Annotated in this window: 19 protein-coding genes; 10 read left to right on the top strand and 9 right to left on the bottom strand. The window is 67.4% G+C overall.

All coding sequences use genetic code 11. The annotated features are described in order from the left end of the window. Positions 1 to 82: 82 nt before the first annotated feature. Together BLS74_RS07095 and BLS74_RS07090 are read right to left on the bottom strand one after the other, a co-directional pair. Positions 83 to 616, bottom strand: a complete 534-nt coding sequence (locus BLS74_RS07095; RefSeq protein WP_093104048.1) for a TlpA family protein disulfide reductase — start codon at positions 614 to 616, stop codon at positions 83 to 85. Further along, entirely contained in the window at positions 613 to 1,206 is a 594-nt protein-coding gene (locus tag BLS74_RS07090; protein WP_093104047.1) for a hypothetical protein, read from the bottom strand. Before BLS74_RS07090 ends, BLS74_RS07095 begins: the two co-directional genes overlap by 4 nt. A 67-nt stretch (positions 1,207 to 1,273) precedes the next feature. Here BLS74_RS07090 and mpl point away from each other — a divergent pair, with 67 nt between their 5' ends. After that, positions 1,274 to 2,677, top strand: a complete 1,404-nt coding sequence (mpl, locus tag BLS74_RS07085; protein WP_093104045.1) for a UDP-N-acetylmuramate:L-alanyl-gamma-D-glutamyl-meso-diaminopimelate ligase — start codon at positions 1,274 to 1,276, stop codon at positions 2,675 to 2,677. A gap of 4 nt (positions 2,678 to 2,681) precedes the next feature. Then, positions 2,682 to 3,182 (top strand): cupin domain-containing protein, encoded by a 501-nt coding sequence (locus BLS74_RS07080; RefSeq protein WP_093104044.1) that lies wholly within the window; start codon positions 2,682 to 2,684, stop codon positions 3,180 to 3,182. A gap of 16 nt (positions 3,183 to 3,198) precedes the next feature. On the opposite strand, the gene BLS74_RS07075 is transcribed toward BLS74_RS07080, so the two are convergent. From BLS74_RS07075 to rodA, 3 genes are all read right to left on the bottom strand, one after another. After that, complete coding sequence (locus tag BLS74_RS07075) at positions 3,199 to 4,317, bottom strand: 3-deoxy-7-phosphoheptulonate synthase (RefSeq protein ID WP_093104179.1); 1,119 nt, start codon at positions 4,315 to 4,317, stop codon at positions 3,199 to 3,201. Between the two features lie 217 nt (positions 4,318 to 4,534). Further along, positions 4,535 to 5,995 (bottom strand): metalloprotease TldD, encoded by a 1,461-nt coding sequence (gene tldD, locus BLS74_RS07070; RefSeq protein WP_093104042.1) that lies wholly within the window; start codon positions 5,993 to 5,995, stop codon positions 4,535 to 4,537. A gap of 33 nt (positions 5,996 to 6,028) precedes the next feature. Continuing rightward, complete coding sequence (gene rodA, locus BLS74_RS07065; protein WP_093104041.1) at positions 6,029 to 7,183, bottom strand: rod shape-determining protein RodA; 1,155 nt, start codon at positions 7,181 to 7,183, stop codon at positions 6,029 to 6,031. A 49-nt stretch (positions 7,184 to 7,232) separates the two neighbouring features. On the opposite strand from rodA, the gene BLS74_RS07060 reads away from it, so the two are divergent. The 8 genes from BLS74_RS07060 (at position 7,233) to ruvC (ending at position 14,877) form a co-directional block, all read left to right on the top strand. Then, the gene (locus BLS74_RS07060) at positions 7,233 to 7,829 is read left to right on the top strand and encodes a YqiA/YcfP family alpha/beta fold hydrolase (protein ID WP_093104039.1); all 597 of its coding nucleotides are present in this window, start codon (positions 7,233 to 7,235) and stop codon (positions 7,827 to 7,829) included. Positions 7,830 to 7,878: 49 nt separating this feature from the next. Next, a complete protein-coding gene (locus BLS74_RS07055; RefSeq protein ID WP_093104038.1) occupies positions 7,879 to 9,942 on the top strand; it encodes a ribonuclease catalytic domain-containing protein in 2,064 nt (687 codons plus the stop codon). After that, positions 9,939 to 10,802: an energy transducer TonB gene (locus BLS74_RS07050; protein WP_093104036.1), complete on the top strand. Its 864-nt coding sequence runs from the start codon at positions 9,939 to 9,941 to the stop codon at positions 10,800 to 10,802. The genes BLS74_RS07055 and BLS74_RS07050 overlap by 4 nt, the downstream gene beginning before the upstream one ends. 2 nt (positions 10,803 to 10,804) lie before the next feature. Further along, entirely contained in the window at positions 10,805 to 11,647 is an 843-nt protein-coding gene (aroE, locus tag BLS74_RS07045) for a shikimate dehydrogenase (RefSeq protein WP_093104035.1), read from the top strand. Further along, positions 11,644 to 12,393, top strand: coding sequence for a monofunctional biosynthetic peptidoglycan transglycosylase (mtgA, locus tag BLS74_RS07040; protein WP_093104033.1), 750 nt, complete (start codon positions 11,644 to 11,646; stop codon positions 12,391 to 12,393). The genes aroE and mtgA overlap by 4 nt, the downstream gene beginning before the upstream one ends. 102 nt (positions 12,394 to 12,495) lie before the next feature. Next, a complete protein-coding gene (locus tag BLS74_RS07035; protein ID WP_093104032.1) occupies positions 12,496 to 13,254 on the top strand; it encodes a lysophospholipid acyltransferase family protein in 759 nt (252 codons plus the stop codon). Beyond that, a complete protein-coding gene (locus tag BLS74_RS07030; protein WP_093104030.1) occupies positions 13,251 to 14,321 on the top strand; it encodes a phosphatidate cytidylyltransferase in 1,071 nt (356 codons plus the stop codon). Before BLS74_RS07035 ends, BLS74_RS07030 begins: the two co-directional genes overlap by 4 nt. 7 nt (positions 14,322 to 14,328) lie before the next feature. Beyond that, entirely contained in the window at positions 14,329 to 14,877 is a 549-nt protein-coding gene (gene ruvC, locus BLS74_RS07025) for a crossover junction endodeoxyribonuclease RuvC (RefSeq protein ID WP_093104029.1), read from the top strand. A gap of 10 nt (positions 14,878 to 14,887) precedes the next feature. Here the strand turns inward: ruvC and BLS74_RS34320 are convergent, their stop codons facing one another. Genes BLS74_RS34320 through lpxC form a run of 4 tightly spaced genes read right to left on the bottom strand, consistent with a single transcriptional unit; the run spans position 14,888 to position 16,697 of the window. After that, complete coding sequence (locus BLS74_RS34320; RefSeq protein ID WP_170855530.1) at positions 14,888 to 15,286, bottom strand: PIN domain-containing protein; 399 nt, start codon at positions 15,284 to 15,286, stop codon at positions 14,888 to 14,890. Next, positions 15,283 to 15,543 carry an AbrB/MazE/SpoVT family DNA-binding domain-containing protein gene (locus tag BLS74_RS34315; protein WP_170855529.1) on the bottom strand — a complete coding sequence of 87 codons (261 nt, stop codon included), beginning with the start codon at positions 15,541 to 15,543 and terminating at the stop codon, positions 15,283 to 15,285. The genes BLS74_RS34320 and BLS74_RS34315 overlap by 4 nt, the downstream gene beginning before the upstream one ends. Before the next feature lie 35 nt (positions 15,544 to 15,578). Next, a complete protein-coding gene (locus tag BLS74_RS34310; protein WP_170855528.1) occupies positions 15,579 to 15,755 on the bottom strand; it encodes a hypothetical protein in 177 nt (58 codons plus the stop codon). A gap of 18 nt (positions 15,756 to 15,773) precedes the next feature. Continuing rightward, positions 15,774 to 16,697 (bottom strand): UDP-3-O-acyl-N-acetylglucosamine deacetylase, encoded by a 924-nt coding sequence (gene lpxC, locus BLS74_RS07015; RefSeq protein WP_093104026.1) that lies wholly within the window; start codon positions 16,695 to 16,697, stop codon positions 15,774 to 15,776. Between the last annotated feature and the right edge of the window lie 8 nt (positions 16,698 to 16,705).

The following is a 16,705-nucleotide window of genomic DNA, read 5'->3' as shown; positions in this document are numbered from 1 at the left end:
TCGCCTAAAAATCGGTGTTTTTCGGCGTATTTCGGCGTTTCGCCATCAACTGCCCGAACGGGCGAGCGATTCTAGCCGTGAACTAGGCCCGTCGCCATGCCTGGAGATCACCCGGCTCGAGCTTGCCCATTTTACGCGCCGCCACTGCTCCACCGGCATCGAGCACCAAGGTGAAGGGCAGACCGCCGGCCGTGTTGCCCAGATTCTTGACCAGTTCCGTGCCTTGCAGCCCCGCCAAACCGATGGGGTAGCTGACCGGCGTCTTGGTCAGGAACTTGCGAACCGCGGTGGGCTGATCGATCGCCAGACCGACAACTTGCCAGCCGTTGGCCGCATTTTCGCGAAAGAACGCATCGAGCATGGGCATCTCCTCGACGCAAGGAGGACACCAGGTGGCCCAGAAGTTGAGCAACAGCGGCTTGCCCCGCAGACTCTCGAACACCAGTTCGCCACCTTCGGGCCGATCGAAGCGCTGCGCCCAGAATGCGGCGTCCAGCTGCTCGCCGCCGGCCGCGCCGCCCCGGCGGTGCCACAGAGCACCGCCCAGACCGGCAACGGCCGCCACCGCGGCGACGCCGCCATAGAGCCAGGCCCGGCGCGTGGGGCTCGAAGTCATCCACTGTCCTTTTCTATCAGCCGCCTGAGCGCGGCCAGGTTGCCGCGCGGGATGCGGCCCTGCGCGTCAGGCTTGAGCGCGCCTCGCAGATCGTCGAGGTCGTACACCAGCAGGTGCACGCCAATCTCCTCGCCGAGTGCCCGGCTCGCCACATGAACGCTGAGGGCTTCGACCTGCTCGCCATGGAAGCCGGTGACCATGCGCGGCTCGTAGTCGACATGGTGGTCGATGAGCGCGATCTCGGCGGACTTCGGGTCGTCGCAGAAGAGCTGGATGTAGATGTCCGACAGGCGCGTCGCCGTGCCGTGCCACACGGCGCCGCCGATGTGAGGCCGGAACTGCGCCATCCGCTCCATCCATTCGAGCGCCAGCTGGCGCAGCGCGTGCAATTCCTTGGGCTGGGTGTCCGCGCAATAGAGCTGGATGTAATCCCGCACCTCGGCCTCGATCTCGTCGTTGTTCGGCAGCGGCGTACGCACAGGCAGACCCAGGTCGCGCAGCGCGCGGCGCTTGGCGGGGCCGTACTCCAGCCCTTCCTCGACGACGAGGCGGGCCGCAGCGGCGGCAATTTCCTGCTTGGACGTGTCCATCGGCCCATTTTGCCCGCAGTAAGGCACCGGCAGAAGACCGGCCGCCCTGCGTCCCTAGAATCGACCGATGCATATTCACATCCTCGGCATCTGCGGCACCTTCATGGGCGGTGTCGCCGCATTGGCGCGCGAAGCCGGCCATCGGGTGACCGGTTGCGATGCCGGCGTCTATCCGCCGATGAGCGACCAACTGCGCTCGCTCGGCATCGAGCTGATCGAAGGCTACGACGCCGACCAGATGGCGCTGCGGCCCGATGTCTTCGTCATCGGCAACGTGGTGTCCCGCGCCCGGCTCGCCGACGGCACACCCAAGTTCCCGCTGATGGAAGCCATCCTCGACGCCGGCGCCAGCTACACCAGCGGCCCGCAATGGCTGGCAGAACACGTGCTGCAGGGCCGGCATGTGATGGCGGTGGCCGGCACGCACGGCAAGACCACCACCACTTCGATGTTGGCCTGGATCCTCGAACGCGCCGGCCTGGCGCCGGGTTTCCTGGTGGGCGGTGTGCCGCTCGACTTCGGCGTCTCGGCCCGGCTCGGCAAGAACAAGTTCGTGATCGAAGCCGACGAATATGACACGGCCTTCTTCGACAAGCGCAGCAAGTTCGTTCATTACCGCCCGCGCACCGCGATCCTGAACAACCTGGAGTTCGACCACGCCGACATCTTCGACGACCTGGGGGCGATCGAACGGCAATTCCACCACCTCGTCCGCATCGTGCCGGGGACGGGCCGCGTGGTCGTCAACGCCACCGAGGAGAGCCTGCAGCGCGTGCTGGCCCAGGGCTGCTGGAGCGAACTGGCCCGATTCGGCGCCGGCGGCGAATGGCAGGCCCATGGGCCGCACGACGCGTTCGAGGTGCTGCGCCAAGGCGAGCAGGTCGGCCGCGTCGAATGGGCGCTGTCCGGCCTGCACAACCAGATGAATGCGCTCGCCGCGATCGCCGCCGCGGAGCATGTGGGCGTGGCGCCGGCCGAAGCGGCCGGCTTTCTGGCCAGCTTCCGCAACGTGCGCCGCCGCATGGAGCTGCGCGGCACCGTCGCGCGCGCGGGCGCAGCGATCACGGTCTACGACGACTTCGCGCACCACCCGACGGCGATCCGCACCACGCTCGACGGCCTGCGAAAGAAGCTCGACGCCGACGGCCACCAGGGCGAGCGCATCCTGGCCGCCTTCGAACCGCGCAGCAACACCATGAAGCTGGGCACCATGGCGGCCCAGCTGCCCTGGAGCCTCGAAGCGGCCGACCTCGCTTTCTGCCATAGCGGCGGACTGGAATGGGACGCTGCCGCAGCGCTCGCGCCGATGGGCGACCGGGCGCAGGTGGCCGGCGCGATCGAGCCGCTGGTGGCGCAGATCGTCGCGGTCGCGCGGCCCGGCGATCACATCGTCTGCATGAGCAACGGCGGTTTCGGAGGCGTGCACGAGAAGCTTCTTTCCGCCTTGCGCGCGACAGGCGCGGCAGAATAGGCTCATGCGCGCACAGGAGCTCATCGATACCCTGAATCTGCAGCCTCATCCCGAGGGCGGCTGGTTCCGCGAGGTGTTCCGCTCGACAGCGCAGGTCATGCCCGCCGATGGGCGGCCGGCCCGCCAGGCGCTCACTACCATCTATTTCCTGCTGGAAGCCCACCAGCATTCGCGCTGGCACCGTGTGGCGTCCGACGAAGTGTGGATCCATCTCGAAGGGGTTCCGCTCGCGCTCTGGACCAGCGATGGGGCGCTGCGCACGCCGCCGGTCCACCTGCGGCTGGGCCCGGTCGATGTCCACGGAACGCGACCGCAGCACACCGTTCCGGCAGGCCAGTGGCAAGCAGCCCGGCCCATCGTGTCGCAGGCCACCGACGACTACACGCTGGTCAGTTGCACCGTGGGACCCGGTTTCGACTTCAGCGATTTCTCGTTCATGCAGCCCGACGGCGACGAGGCGGCGCTGCTGCGCCACCACTGGCCGGAGCTGGCGGCGCTGATCTGAGCGCCGTCGCACCGATTCAGCCGCGGCGCTGTTTCACCGCTTGCGACAGCAGCTCCAGCACCTGGGCCGAATCGTCCCAGCCCAGGCAGGCATCGGTGATGCTCTTGCCGTATTCCAGATCGGCCACGCGGTCCTTGCCGGCGCTGAACTTCTGGGCGCCCGCGCTCAGGTGGCTCTCGACCATCAGGCCGAACACGCTCTTGCTGCCGCCCGCAATCTGCGCGGCGATGTCCTTCGCCACGTCGATCTGCTTCTGGTGCTGCTTGCTGCTGTTGGCGTGGCTGCAGTCGACCATCAGCGTCGGCGGCAGCTTGGCGGCTTCGAGGTCCTCGCAGGCGGCGGCCACGCTCGCGGCGTCGTAGTTGGGCGCCTTGCCGCCGCGCAGAATCACGTGGCAGTCCTTGTTGCCGTTGGTCTGCACGATCGCCACCTGTCCGTTCTTGTGCACCGAGAGGAAGTGGTGCCCGCGCGCCGCCGCCTGGATGGCGTCGGTCGCGATGCGGATGTTGCCGTCGGTGCCGTTCTTGAAGCCGATCGGCGCCGACAGGCCGGAAGCCAGTTCGCGGTGCACCTGGCTCTCGGTGGTGCGGGCGCCGATCGCGCCCCAGGAGATCAGGTCGCCGATGTACTGCGGCGAGATCACGTCGAGGAACTCGCTGCCGGCCGGCAGCCCCAGCCGGTTGATGTCGATGAGCAGTTGGCGCGCGATGCGCAGGCCCTCGTCGATGCGGAAGCTCTCGTCGAGGTAGGGGTCGTTGATGAGCCCCTTCCAGCCCACCGTCGTGCGCGGCTTTTCGAAGTAGACCCGCATCACGATCTCCAGCGTGCCGGCGTACTTCTCGCGCTCGGCCTTCAGGCGCCTTGCGTATTCGAGCGCTGCGGCCGGGTCGTGGATCGAGCACGGGCCCATCACGACCAGCAGCCGGTCGTCCTTGCCGGCCATGATGTTGTGGATGGCGCGGCGGGTACCGGTGATCAGCGATTCGACCGGCGTGCCGCGGATCGGGAAGAAACGGATCAGATGTTCGGGAGGGGGCAGCACGGTGATGTCCTTGATGCGTTCGTCGTCGGTTCGGCTGGTTTTCTCGACGCTCGCATACCAGTTCTCGGTGGCCGGGGCAGTGTTCGTGCTCATCGCTTCTTCCTTCACTTTGAAAATCATCGGGGCATAAAAAAACCGCCGGGGCTCGAGGCGCCGGCGGTTCTGGGAGGGTGTGTCAGTGTGCTTTACGCGCTCGCCTCTCGTCCGCCGGAAACCGGGAACCAAAAGTACGAAAAGAAAAACGCGACGCGCGAAGACATAGGGGCCGAATGTAGCACAGGGTTTTGGGCTCGGCTGTTGTTTGCGGGCGTCAGGCGGTGCCGCCGACGGTCAGGCCGTCGATGCGCAGCGTGGGCTGGCCGACGCCGACCGGCACGCTCTGGCCTTCCTTGCCGCAGGTGCCGACGCCCGTATCGAGCGCCATGTCGTTGCCGATCATCGTCACGCGCGTCAGCGCATCGGGACCGTTGCCGACCAGGGTGGCGCCCTTCACCGGATACTGGATCTTGCCGTTCTCCACCCAGTAGGCTTCGCTGGCCGAGAACACGAACTTGCCGCTCGTGATGTCGACCTGGCCGCCGCCGAAGTTGGTGGCGTAGAGGCCTTTCTTGATGCTGGCGACGATTTCTTCCGGCACCCTGTCGCCGCCCAGCATGTAGGTGTTGGTCATGCGCGGCATCGGTACGTGCGCGTAGCTCTCGCGGCGGCCGTTGCCGGTGGGCGGGACCTTCATCAGGCGCGCATTGAGCGAATCCTGGATGTAGCCCTTCAGGATGCCGTCCTCAATCAGCACATTGCGCTGCGTCGCGTTGCCTTCGTCGTCGACGTTGAGCGAGCCGCGGCGGTCGGCGATGGTGCCGTCGTCCAGCACGGTCACACCCTTGGCCGCCACGCGCTCGCCGATGCGGCCCGAGAAGGCGCTCGACCCCTTGCGGTTGAAGTCGCCTTCCAGCCCGTGGCCGATGGCCTCGTGCAGCAGGATGCCGGGCCAGCCCGGGCCGAGCACCACGGTCATCTCGCCCGCGGGCGCGGGACGCGATTCCAGGTTGGTGAGCGCCTGCTGGACGGCCTGGTCGACGTACTCGGCAATCTGCGCATCGTCGAAATAGGCGAGACCGAAGCGGCCGCCGCCGCCGCCCGAGCCCATCTCGCGGCGGCCGTTCTGCTCGGCGATCACCGTGACCGACAGCCGCACCAGCGGCCGCACGTCGGCCGCCAGCGTGCCGTCGGCGCGCGCGACCAGCACCACGTCGTATTCGCTCGCGAGGCCGGCCATCACCTGCGCGACGCGCGGATCCCTGGAACGCGCGAGCTTCTCGACCTTGCCGAGCAACTCGACCTTGGCGGTGCTGTCGAGCGTCGAGATCGGGTCCACGCCGCCATAGAGCGAACGGCTCGTCGCGACCTTGCGCGCCGGAGCCTTCACCCGCCCGTTGCGCCCGGCAGCGGAAATGGTGCGCACGGTCCGCGCCGCATCGAGCAGCGAGGCCTCGGAGATGTCGTCCGAATAGGCGAAGGCCGTCTTCTCGCCGCTGACCGCGCGAACGCCGACGCCCTGGTCGATGCTGAAGCTGCCGGTCTTGACGATGCCCTCCTCCAGGCTCCAGCCCTCGCTGCGCGTGTACTGGAAGTAGAGGTCGGCGTCGTCCACCTTGTGGGCGGTGATTTCGGCCAGGGCGCGCGACAGGTGCGACTCGTCGAGGCCGAAGGGCGTGAGCAGGAGCTGCTGCGCCGTGGCGAGGCGCTCGATGGTGGGTTCGCGTGAAATCATCGAAGGATTCTAGGCTCGCACCCCGAATGGCGCTCAGGACTGCATCAGCCGCTTGGCGCGCGAAATGGACATCAGGATGCCGAGCCCCAGGCCGAGCGTCACCATCGCGGTGCCGCCATAGCTGATGAAGGGCAAAGGCACGCCGACCACGGGCAGGATGCCGCTCACCATGCCCATGTTCACGAAGGCGTAGGTGAAGAAGATCATCGTCATCGCGCCGGCCAGCAGGCGGGAGAACAGCGTCGGCGCATCCAGCGCGATCGCGAGGCCGCGAAAGATCAGGAAGACGAAGGCCGCGATCAGCGCCAGATTGCCGATGAGACCGAATTCCTCGGAATAAGCCGCGAAGATGAAGTCGGTGGTGCGCTCGGGAATGAACTCCAGGTGGGTCTGCGTGCCCTGCATGAAACCCTTGCCGCCGACGCCGCCGGAGCCGATGGCGATCATGCCCTGGATAATGTGGAAGCCCTTGCCCAGCGGGTCTTTGGTCGGGTCGAGCAGCGTGCAGATGCGCTGCTTCTGGTAGTCGTGCAGCACGCGCCAGTCGACGCCGTCGGCGCACAGCTGCGACTCGAAGCCGACGATCAGCGCCACCGCGACCAGCCCGATCACCACCGGCGGCACGATCAGTTTCCACGAGAGCCCGGCGAAGAAGATCACCGACAGGCCGGCCGCCAGCACCAGCAGCGAGGTGCCCAGGTCGGGCTGCTTCATGATCAGGCCGACCGGCACCGCCAAGAGCACGGTGGCGACCACGAAGTCGAGCGTGCGCAACTGGCCCTCGCGGCGCTGGAACCACCAGGCCAGCATCAGGGGCATCGCGATCTTCAGGATTTCGCTCGGCTGGATCACCATGCCGACATTGATCCAGCGCGTGGCGCCCTTCTTGGTGATCCCGAACAGCGCCACCGCGATCAGCAGCCCCACGCCCAGGGCGTAGAGCGGCACGGCAAAGAACATCAGGCGCTGCGGCGGCACCTGCGCCACCACGAACATGATGAAGCCGGCCAGGAGCATGTTGCGGCCGTGGTCCGCGAAGCGCGAGCCGTGGTCGAAACCCGACGAATACATGGTCAGCATGCCGGCGCAGGCCAGCAGCAGCACGGCGAAAGCGAGAAAGCCGTCGAAGCCCTGGAACACGGGGACGATGCGACGCGCGAGCGACGGCTGGTTGAACACGGCTGACATGGGCGCGGATTATCCGCGTCCCGGCGCGCTTCCGTAACAATCCAGCAGCATGAACCCGTTGCCCGCCACCCATTTGTTGTATCTCCATGGCTTTCGCTCCTCGCCGCTGTCGACCAAGGCGCGGCAGATGGCGCAGCGCGTGGCCGAACGGCACCCGCAACTGCAGTGGTGGTGCCCGCAACTGCCGCCCTCCCCCCGCGAGGCCATCGAACTCGTGATGAACGGCATCGCGCCATGGCCGCGCAGCTCGATGGCGGTCGTGGGTTCCTCGCTCGGCGGCTTCTATGCCACCCATGTGACCGGCATGACAGGCTGCCGCGCCGTGCTGCTGAACCCCGCGGTCCATCCGGCACGCGACCTGGCGAACTACATCGGCGAGCAGAGCTCCTGGCACGACCCGGCCGAGCACTTTTTTTTCCGGCCCGAGTACATCGATCAACTGCGTGCGCTCGAACTCGGGCCGCTGGCACAGCCCGAGCAGGTCTTCGCCGTCATCGCCAAGGGCGACGAGCTCCTGGACTGGCGCGAGATGTCGGCCCGCTACCCCGGAAGCCGCATCAAGCTGCTCGAGGGCAGCGACCATGCGCTGTCCGATTTCGAGCGCCATCACCTGGACGATGTGATGGCCTTCATCGACCCGGCCTGAACGCGGTCCGCGGCCGGCGTTCATCGCCGCGCATGGGACAATCCGCGCCATGTTTGTTTTGTTCGAAGAAGCCGGCAAGTACCTCGGCGGCCGCGTGTTGTCGGAGGCCGAGGCCTCGGCGCAGGTCGAGCTCGAGTCCGGCAAACGCGTCAAGGTCAAGGGCGCCAACATCGTGCTGCGCTTCGAGAAGCCGGCTCCGGCCGAATTGCTGGCCGAAGCGCGCACCCTGGCCGCCGGCATGGATCTCGACCTGGCCTGGGAATTCGCGCCCGAAGGCGAGTTCGCCTTTGCCGAGCTCGCGGTTGACTACTTTCAGGCTCATCCGACGCTGGCGCAGCAGGCCGCCGCGCTGCTGGCGCTGTTCGAGGCGCCGCACTATTTCCGCCGCGCGGGCAAGGGCCGCTTCAAGAAGGCGCCGGCCGAGATCGTGCAGCAGGCGTTGGCCGCTATCGAGAAGAAAAAAGCGGTACAGGCGCAGATCGCCGAATGGTCCGCGCAGCTGGCGGAAGGCGTTTGCCCCGCGCCGGTGCGCGAGCAGCTCTTCAAGATCCTCTTCCGGCCCGACAAGAACGCGCCCGAGTACAAGGCCGTGGTCGAAGCCGCGCGTGCGACGCAGCGGCCGCCGCTCGAGTTGCTCAAGCAGGCGGGCGCGATCGATTCGCCCTACCAGTTCCACTGGCGCCGCTTCCTGTTCGAGAACTTCCCCAAGGGCACCGGCTTCCCGGCCCTGCAAGCGCCAGCCATCACCGACGAACTGCCGCTCGCCGAGGTGCAGGCCTTCTCGATCGACGATTCGCAGACCACCGAGATCGACGATGCGCTCTCGGTCACGGGCCTCGGCAGCGGCACGGTGCGCGTCGGCATCCACATCGCGGCGCCCGGCCTGGCGCTGGCACCGGGCAGCCCGATCGACCAAGTGGCGCGCGCGCGCATGTCGACGGTCTACATGCCGGGCCACAAGATCACCATGCTGCCCGACGACGTGGTGGAGGCCTACACTCTGCAGGAAGGGCGCGACTGCCCGGCCGTCTCGCTCTACGCCAGCTTCGACGAAGCGACGCTGGAACTGAAAGGCGCAGAGACCCAGCTCGAGCGCGTGCCGATCGTGGCCAACCTACGCCATGATCAGCTCGACGGCGTCGTCACGCAGGGCTGGCTCGAAGATGCCTCGATGGACGGCGAGAACACGCCCGAGGTCGCGAAACGCGCGCGCGCCCCGCTGTCCTTCCTGTTCCGCCTCGCGAAGCAGCTGAAGGCGCAGCGCGAAGTGGTGCGCGGCAAGCCCGAGAGCTTCAACCGGCCCGACTACAACTTCCGACTGATCGGCAACGGCAGCGAACCCACCGGCAACGAGCAGGTGCAGATCAGCACCCGCCAGCGCGGCGCACCGCTCGACCTGATCGTTTCCGAGGCCATGATCCTGGCCAACAGCAGCTGGGGCGGCTGGCTCGGCGAACTCGGCGTGCCCGGCCTCTACCGCAGCCAGGCCAGCCTGGCGCCCGGCATCAAGGTGCGCATGGGCACGCGGGCCCTGCCGCATGCCGGCCTCGGCGTGAAGAGCTACGCCTGGAGCACCTCGCCGCTGCGCCGCTATACCGACCTCGTGAACCAGTGGCAGATCATCGCGGCCGCGCGCCACGGCAAGACCGCGGCGTTGGCTGCGCCTTTCAAGCCCAAGGACGCCGACCTGTTCTCGATCCTCTCGGGTTTCGACGCGGCCTACGCCGCCTACAACGCCCACCAGGGCGGCATGGAGCGCTTCTGGACGCTCAAGTACCTCCAGCAGCGGGGCATCGCCGAACTCGACGCGACCCTGATCAAGGACGTGGGCAACGGCGCCCTGGTGCGCGCCGACACGCTGCCGCTGGTGTTCCAGGTCACCGGCACGCAAGGCTTGATGCGCGGCGCTCGCGTGCGCGTCAGGCTCGGTGAGATCGACGAGATCGCGCTCGACGTGCACGGCACCGTCATCGAGCGCCTCGATGCGGCGCCGGCCGAGGCTGCCGCGGAAGACGAGAGCGGCGAGGACGAGGAAGAAGTGGCCGGGCCGATCGCCATTGCGGTCGACCTCGCCGACAGCGACGAGGCTGCCCCGGAGAAGGTAACAGCATGAACCTGCGCGACCTGAGCAGCCTGCAGATCGCGCTCGGCCTGTCGGTCGCGGCGCACGCGCTGCTGCTCGGGCTGCGCTTTGCCGACCCGGAGACTTTCAACCGCGTGTTCACCGAAACGCCGCTCGAAGTCATCCTGGTCAACGCCAAGACCAACGAGCGCCCCGACAAGGCCCGTGCCATCGCCCAGACCTCGCTGGCCGGCGGCGGCGATCTCGAACGCGGCCGCGCCACCAGTCCGCTGCCGCCCTCCACCTTCACCGCCGTCGGCGACTCGATGGAAGACGCGCAGCGCCAGGTGGAGGCGATGCAGGCGCAGCAGATGCTGCTTTTGGCGCAGATCAAACAGCAGCTCGCCGCCATGCCGATGCCCGACCCGCGCAACCAGGGCAGCCCGAGCGAGAACGCGGCGCGCGAGGAAAAGCGCCGCCAGCTGATCAAGATGCTGGCCGAGATCGAACGCCGCGTGAACGAAGAGAACGCGCGGCCCAAGAAGCGCTATCTGAGCCCGGCGACCCGCGAAGCCACGTATGCCGTCTACGTCGACGCGCTGCGCAGGCGCATCGAGCAACGCGGCACCGAGAACTTCCCCGAGCTCGCCGGCAAAAAACTGTACGGCGAGCTCACGATGATGGTGACCGTCAACTTCGACGGCTCGATCCTCGGCACCGAGGTCATCGAAGGTTCGGGCAACCAGGCCTTGGACCGGCGCGCCCAGGCGATCGTGCGCAGCATCGGCAATTTCGGCAAGTTCACCGACGCGATGCGCCGGCAGACCGACCAGATCGTGCTGCCCTCGCGCTTCAAGTTCACCCGCGACGAGACGCTCGAAACCCAGGTGTCTTCCTCATCGAGGCAATGAGCATGGACCTGTACTGCGTGATGGGCAATCCGGTGGAGCACAGCCGCTCGCCGTGGATCCATGCGCGCTTTGCCGAACTGACGGGCCAGACGCTGGACTACGGCCGCCGGCTGGTGCCGATCGACGGCTTCGATGAAGCGGTGGCGGCCTTCCGCGCCGACCCGGCCGGCACCGCGCGCGGCTGCAACATCACCGTGCCCTTCAAGTTCGACGCGGCGGCACTCGCCCAGCACCTGAGCCCGCGCGCCGCGCTGGCGCGCGCCGTCAATGTGCTGAGCTTCGAGGAAGACGGCATTCATGGTGACAACAGCGACGGCGCCGGCCTCGTCAACGACATCACGGTCCATGCAGGAGTGTCGCTCGCCGGCAGCGAGCTGCTGCTGCTCGGCGCCGGCGGTGCCGCGGCCGGCGTGCTGGGCCCGCTGCTGGAAGGCAGCCCTCGCCGCGTGGTGGTCGCCAACCGCACGCTGGCCAAGGCCATCACGCTGGTGCAGCGCCATGCGGCGCTCGCGCTTGCGCACCACGTCACGCTGGAAGCACAGGAACTGCACGCGGTGCCCGGCAACTTCGACATCGTGGTGAACGCCACGGCCTCGAGCCTGGCGGGCGGCGAAGTGCCGGTCGCGGCGAGTGTGCTGAAGCGCGGCGCGCTGGCGGTCGACATGATGTACGGCCCGGCCGCCGTGGGCTTCATGAACTGGGCGCGCGACCACGGCGCCGTGCCGCGCGACGGCCTCGGCATGCTGGTCGAGCAGGCGGCCGAGGCCTTTGCGCTCTGGCGCGGCGTGCGGCCGCCCGCGGCACAGGTGCTGGCCGAGCTACGCGCCATTGTTGATCGGACGTGAAAGCGCTTCTTCGCTGGGCGCTGTGCCTGATCGTCGCGGGCTTCGCGCTCGAAGTCTTTTTCATCGCGCGCATCGCCGCGATGGCGGCGATCGATCCGCAGTCCACCGCCTTCCAGCGCTCCGAGGCCTGGCAACTCGCCACCGAGGGGCGCAGCAATGGGGAACGGGACTGGAAGCAGCGCTGGGTCCCCTACACGCAGATCTCCGACACGCTCAAGCGCGCGGTGATCGCCAGCGAAGACGACCAGTTCATCTACCACCAGGGTGTCGAGTGGGAGGCCATCGAGCGCGCGCGCCAGCGCAATGCCAAGGCCGAGCAGATCGCCGCGCGGCGTGCTGCCAAGATGCGGGCACGCGGCAAGGAACCGCGCCCGCCCCAGCTGCGCGGCGGCTCGACCATCACCCAGCAGCTCGCGAAGAACCTGCTGCTCTCGGGCGAGCGCACGCTGCTGCGCAAGGGCCAGGAGCTGGTGCTGGCCACGGCACTGGAGCTTCTGCTCGACAAGGAACGCATCCTCGAGATCTACCTCAACAGCGTGGAATGGGGCGAAGGCGTGTTCGGCGCCGAAGCGGCCGCACAGCACTACTTCAGGAAGCCGGCCGCGCGGCTTAGCGCCGGCGAAGCGGCGCGGCTCGCGGTGATGCTGCCGAGCCCCAAGGTCTACGAACGCCGGTCCGGCTCGGCCTATCTCTCGGGCCGCGCGGCCACGATCGCGGCGCGCATGCCGTCTGCAGAACTGCCCTGAGTTCCCCAAACCGTTCGGGCTGAGCCTGTCGAAGCCTTGCGCAGCCCTTCGACCCTTCGACAAGCTCAGGGTGAACGGGTTCGGGCCCGTATCATCGCCGCCATGCTTGCAAAGTTCACGGGGTGGGCCCTGCTGGTCGCGATCCGGCTTCTCACCGGCGCCCAGGCGCGCTGGTGGGGCTGTCCGCCCAAGGCCGAGCAGCGCATCTATTTCGCCAATCACCAGAGCCATCTCGACCTCGTGATGATCTGGGCCGCGCTGCCCGAAGAACTGCGCAGCATCACGCGGCCGATCGCGGCGCGCGACTACTGGGCCACGACGCCCTTCAAGCACTGGATCACGACCGAAGTGTTCAACGCGATCTATGTGGAGCGTGGCGGCAGCGCGCCGGTTCCGCCGCCCACCGCGGCGCCAGGGCCCGCGGAGCGCATCGAGCCCTCGTTCGACGGGGTGGTGCAAACGGAACTGCCGCTCGCGCCGCCGGCGGCCGAGATCGCGGAACCGGCGGCTGCGGTAGTGCCCGGCAGCGCCGAAGCCCTCGCGCCGCTGCAGCCCCTGATCGAGGCGCTGCAGAGCGGCGACTCGATCATCATCTTTCCCGAGGGCACGCGCGGCCACACGGGCGAGCCGCAGAAGTTCAAGTCGGGCCTCTTCACGCTGGCCCAGATGTTCCCGGAGGCGGTGCTGGTGCCGGCCTGGATCGACAACGTGCAGCGCGTGATGCCCAAGGGCGAGGTCGTGCCGGTGCCCATTCTTTGCTCGGTCACTTTCGGCGAGCCGGTTCGCCTCGAAGAAGGTGAAGACCGCCGGCCCTTCCTCGATCGGGCGCGCGAAGCGGTCGTCGCGCTGCGCTACGTATGAACGAATACCTGCGCCATCTCGCGCCGAACCACCAGGTCGCGGCCCTGTTCCTGATCGTCTTCGGCCTGCTCGTCATCGTCAGCACCGTGGCCTTCCTGCTGACCTTCAGGGAGCGCCGCAACCCGGTGCACGACGAGACTTGGCAACGCGAACTGCTGCACTTCCTCACCCTGCTGCGCACCACCTGGGTCATGGTGGTGATCTTCTGGATCGGCTGGGCGCTGGGCGAAACGGTCGCCACCGTGCTGTTCGCGCTGATCTCTTTCTTCGCGCTGCGCGAGTTCATCACGCTGTCGCCGACGCGGCGCGGCGACCATCGCAGCCTGATCCTGGCCTTCTTCGTCGTACTGCCGATCCAGTTCTGGCTGGTCGCAACCGCGCACTTCGACCTGTTTACCGTGTTCATCCCGGTCTATGTGTTCATCGCGATTCCCGTGGTGAGCGCGCTGGCCGACGACCCCAACCACTTCCTGGAACGCAACGCCAAGCTGCAGTGGGGCATCATGGTCTGCGTCTACGGCATGAGCCATGTGCCGGCGCTGCTCCTGTTGTCCTTTCCAGGCTACGAGGGCAAGAGCCCCTTCCTCGTGTTCTTCCTGGTGTTCGTGGTCCAGACCTGCGTGCTGACGCAGCATCTGATCTCGCGGCGCAGCACCATGCCCGGGGATGCTTCCGCACCGGCGCCCGAGGAACAGGCCAAGGCCCGGCTCGGCAAGCTCGGGCACTGGCTGTTCCGACAGGAACCCGTCGCGCCCCACGTGAGCCGCAGCTTCAACTGGACCAGCTGGGCGATCGGCATGGGCATCGCGAGCCTGGTCGGCGCGCTGTTCTCCTTCATCACGCCCTTCAAGTTCGGCCAGGCGCTCGCGGTGTCGCTGATCGCCTGCGTCGCCGGCTCGATGGGCCACCTCGTGATGAAGGCGCTCAAGCGTGACCGCGGCATTCCCAACTGGGGGCAACGCGGCGTCGGCGTGACGGGCGCCAACGGCCTGCTGGACCGCGTCGATGCGCTCTGCTTCGCGGCACCCGTGTTCTTCCATTCGGTGCGCTGGTATTTCGGCGCATAAGGCTCGCATGCGCATCCTCGGCATCGACCCCGGCTTGCAGACCACCGGCTTCGGCGTGGTGGACATGGACGGCCACACGCTGCGCTATGTCGCGAGCGGCACCATCAGCACCAAGCGCGTCGCGCAGGGCGAGCTGCCGGCCCGGCTGAAGGTGCTGTTCGACGGCATCTGCGAAGTCGTCGAGCGCTACAAGCCCGATGCAGCAGCGGTGGAGATCGTGTTCGTCAACGTCAATCCGCAATCGACCCTGCTGCTCGGGCAGGCGCGCGGCGCCTGCCTCACGGCGCTGGTGACGAGCAACCTGTCGGTCGCCGAATACACCGCGCTGCAGATGAAGCAGGCCGTCGCGGGCCACGGCAAGGCCGCGAAGGCGCAGGTGCAGGAGATGGTCAAGCGCTTGCTGCAACTACCCGGCCTGCCCGGCAGCGACGCGGCCGATGCGCTCGGCATCGCGATCACGCACGCCCATGTCGGCAGCTCGATGGCCCGGCTCGGCCAGGCCGCGGTGCTCGCACGCAGCACCAGCGGGATGTACAGGCAGGGGCGGACGCGCTGATTCGGGCGCGTCAGCGCAGCAACCGATGCGTTGGTGTTTTGGCCGCCTTCTTATCGAAGGTCAGCACCGGCGCGTAGCCGGCGGCCTGCGCACGCACGGCCAGCAGGTAGTCCGAAAAGTCGGCCGGACCAGCTTCGTACAGGCCAAGCGCCTGCCGAACCAGGCCCGGTGATTCGACCTTGAGTTGATCATGGTTCAGCAATGCGCTCATGGCTTGGTGAACAGCATCACGCGCGTAGCCATAGCTGCGCTCCAAGACCCAACTCAGCTCGCAAAGAACGACGTGATCGACGTAAGCCGGTGAACGCGCGCTGGCGTTATCGCGAAGCCAAGCTTCGGCTTTGGCCGCCTGCCGCGCATCGTCGTTGGTGAGGAGCCTCACCAACAGGTTGGTATCGAGCGCGATCACTTCGCCGTGCCGGGGCGATGTTTCTCGCCCAGGTGGGCCGCAACCCCAACGTCCATCTCTTCGACGGTCAGCGCCCGCTTGGGCCGCGCCAGCAGACCCCGCAGCGCCTTGACAGGCGTTGGTGTCGGCCTTTTCAGAACGATGGTGTCGTCGTCCACCACCGTCACCAGAAGCCGATCGCCTGCCTCCAGGCCTAGCCGCGCCCTGGCGGCACTTGGCAGCGTCATCTGGCCCTTTGATGTCAGGGTGGTTTGCATACTAACCTTCCTTACCAAAAGGTAAGGATATCACGTCAAACCACGCGCTCCGCGATCAGCACCGCGAAGAAGCCGAAGGCCGCGAACAGCGTCCACTTGAGCACGATCCAGCCGAAGCGCTTGTACTTGGGCTGCCCGGTGCCGGCGAAGAAGGCGAAAGAGATGCCGGCCACCAGCAGAAGCAGCAGGATGGCCCAGCGAAACAGCAGCATCGCCTGGAAGGCCCCGCGCTACCAGGCGCGCGCGACTTCGGCGAAGCCAGCCGGCGCGCGACTCTGGTCGTCGAAAGTGACGATCTCGTAGGCGTCTTCGTGCGCGAGCAGTTCGCGCAGCAGCTTGTTGTTGAGCGCGTGGCCCGAGCGGAACGCGCTGTAGGCCGCGAGCAGCGGCCGGCCGATGACGTAGAGGTCGCCCATGGCGTCCAGAATCTTGTGCTTGACGAACTCGTCGTCGTAGCGCAGTCCGCCCGCATTCAGCACCTTGGTGTCGTCCATCACGATCGCGTTGTCGAGCCCGCCGCCGAGCGCCAGGCCCTTGGAGCGCATGTACTCGACCTCCTTGGTGAAGCCGAAGGTGCGCGCGCGCGCGATGTCGCGGCTGTACGAGCCCGACCCCAGGTCGAACTCGACGCGCTGGCCGGTCGAATTGACCACGCGATGATCGAAGTCGATCTCGAAGCTGAGCTTGTAGCCGTGGTAGGGCGAAAGCCGCGCCCACTTGGTATCGGCCCCCTCGCCTTCGCGCACCTCGACCGGCTTGGTGACGCGGATGAAGCGGCGCGGCGCCTTCTGCAGCTCGATGCCCGCGCTTTGCAGCAGGAACACGAAGGACGATGCCGAGCCGTCGAGGATCGGCACCTCGTCGGCCGTGATGTCGATCAGGAGGTTGTCGATGCCGAGGCCCGCGCAGGCCGACATCAGGTGCTCGACGGTCTGGACCTTGGCACCCTTGGACGACACGGTGGACGCGAGCCGCGTGTCGGTGACGGCCTCGGCCGTCATCGCGATCTCGACCGGTTCCGGCAGGTCGACGCGGCGGAACACGATGCCGGCATCGATGGGCGCCGGCCTGAGCGTGAGTTCCACGCGCTGCCCGCTGTGCAGCCCCACGCCGACCGCGCGGGTGATGGATTTGAGGGTACGTTGTTGGAGCACGGCAGCGA

Origin of the sequence: Variovorax sp. CF079 (genome assembly GCF_900101545.1) — a bacterium.
In the GTDB taxonomy this organism is placed as follows: domain Bacteria; phylum Pseudomonadota; class Gammaproteobacteria; order Burkholderiales; family Burkholderiaceae_C; genus Variovorax.
Note: the sequence above shows the minus strand (reverse complement) of the source record. Positions and strands in the feature narration are given on the sequence as shown.